Raw genomic sequence first — 2,039 nt, forward strand, 5'->3', positions numbered from 1 at the left:
CCCATGGCCCGTCCCGCGCTTTGCAGGAGCGAGAGAATCTCGAAGGCGCGGCGGACCGCGGGAACCTGATACGCGGGGCGGGCAGGGAGAGTCGGCGTTGCGGCCGCTACGGTTGCGGCGCTGAGCCTTGGCATGGACATCGACGGTGTGCGCGCGTTGCCCGGATCCGGCGGTTCGTTCTGCCTAGAGAACGATTCGTTTTCCTCTACCTCGCGCATCCTAGAGAACGCTCCTCCGCTTGTCAAGGGCAGTTCTCGACATAGGGGGTATTCCCTTGACTCCAGTAACACCAATCGGTAGTAGTACGGGGTGTGGAGGACTACCCGCGCACGCTCATGGAGCTGGAGAGGCGGTTCGCCACCGACGAGGCGTGCCGCGAGTACTTGGCGCGGCTCCGGTGGCCCCAGGGCTTCTCGTGCCCGGCGTGCGGCGGCACGAACGCTTGGGCGACCGGACGGGGGCTCAGGATGTGCGCGACGTGCGAGCAGCAGGTGTCGGTAACGGCTGGAACGATCTTCCAGGATACGCGCACGCCGCTGACGCTGTGGTTCCGCGCGATCTGGTGGGTGGTCAGCCAGAAGCCCGGTGCCAGCGCGCTGGGCCTGCAACGTGTCCTGGGGCTCGGCAGCTACCGCACCGCCTGGACGTGGCTCCACAAGCTCCGCCGCGCCATGGTGCGCCCCGGCCGGGACCGCCTGACCGGCGAGGTCGAAGTAGACGAAACGTTCGTTGGCGGTGTCGAGCCCGGTGGGGGACGTCGCCACGTCGGCACAAAGGCCCTGGTGGCCGTCGCTGCGGAGGTGCGCGGCCCGGCCATCGGTCGGATTCGCCTGCGCAGGGTCTCCGACTCCTCGGCGGACAGCCTGCTGCCGTTCGTCCAAGAGGCCGTCGGCCCGGGCACCGTCGTGATCACGGACGGCCTGCAGAGCTACCGCGGACTCCCCGACGTCGGCTATCGCCATGACCGGAGGGTCCTTCTCGGCCGCGGCGAATCCGCCGAAGCCGTGCTCCCGCGTGTCCACCGCGTCGCCTCGCTCCTCAAGCGTTGGCTGCTGGGCACCCACCAGGGCGCCGTCAGTCGGGAGCATCTCGACTACTACCTCGACGAGTTCACATTCCGTTTCAATCGCCGGACCTCACGCCACCGCGGCAAGCTGTTCTACCGCCTCTTGGAGCAAGCCGTGGCCGTGGACCCCGTGCCCTACGCCGCGATGGTCAAGGGACTGCGGGGCCCGCACTCCGCCGTGCGCTACCGAAGAACTCCCTGGATCAGTAAGTTCCAGGTAAGTTCGTGACGGAGGGCACTGGGCCGCCATGACTGGAGTTGACCCGGTTTCGTGGACGGTGAAGGGCTTTCGCCCAAGTCATGCAGGTTGACGGTTTAGCGGCGAGGTTTGCGCCGGCGGGGCGCGGCGCGGCGGACGGCCCGGGCGAGGCGCCAACGCCTCCAGTCCGGGGCGCCGCCGGGCGCATGGCGCAGCCCGGCCCGAGTGATCTCGACCCCCAGGACTTGGCCTACATGAGCGACCATGAGGTCGCGGATCCATTCGGGCAGCCTGGGCCGACGGCTCGGAGCGGGGTGCTCGGCGTGCAGCGCCTGCTCGAGGGCGCCCCACTCGGTGTCCGAGAAGCGCACGAAAACTCCCTGCCGGCGGGGATACGGTCCCGGTGGCCGTCCGCGGGGCGCCATGGATATCACGATATCAGGAAATCGCACAAGGGGCCTCGTCACGGCTCGCCGCGGCCGGCGCCGGCGCACGCCGCTCGTAGTCAAGCGGGGACAGGTAGGCCAGCGCGGAATGCCGGCGGCGCGGGTCGTACCATCCCTCGATGAAGTCGAAGACTGCCAGACGGGCGTCCGCCTGCGTGGCGAAGCGGGACATGGCCGTGGCGCAGCGGCGGCCCGCCGGCCTCATCCATCACTCGGACCAAGGGTGCCAGTACACGTCGCTCGCCTTCGGGCGCCGGTGTCGCGTGGCGGGCGTCCGGCCCGCGATGGGCTCGGTTGGCGACGCCTACGACAACGCGCTGTGCGAGAG

2 protein-coding genes and 2 pseudogenes are annotated in these 2,039 nt (G+C 69.4%); 2 read left to right on the forward strand and 2 right to left on the reverse strand.

Annotated features, from left to right (window positions below):
- Positions 1-335 precede the first annotated feature (335 nt).
- Positions 336-1,217: pseudogene (locus HY703_13740) on the forward strand (IS1595 family transposase).
- 164 nt (positions 1,218-1,381) lie between these two features.
- On the opposite strand, the gene HY703_13745 reads toward HY703_13740, so the two are convergent.
- A complete protein-coding gene (locus HY703_13745; GenBank protein ID MBI4546255.1) occupies positions 1,382-1,636 on the reverse strand; it encodes a hypothetical protein in 255 nt (84 codons plus the stop codon).
- Positions 1,637-1,703: 67 nt separating this feature from the next.
- Positions 1,704-1,883: a hypothetical protein gene (locus HY703_13750; protein MBI4546256.1), complete on the reverse strand. Its 180-nt coding sequence runs from the start codon at positions 1,881-1,883 to the stop codon at positions 1,704-1,706.
- Here HY703_13750 and HY703_13755 point away from each other — a divergent pair.
- Positions 1,879-2,039: pseudogene (locus HY703_13755) on the forward strand (IS3 family transposase). The gene HY703_13750 and the pseudogene HY703_13755 overlap by 5 nt on opposite strands.

It is taken from the genome of Gemmatimonadota bacterium (assembly GCA_016209965.1).
Classification (GTDB): Bacteria; Gemmatimonadota; Gemmatimonadetes; order Longimicrobiales; family RSA9; genus JACQVE01.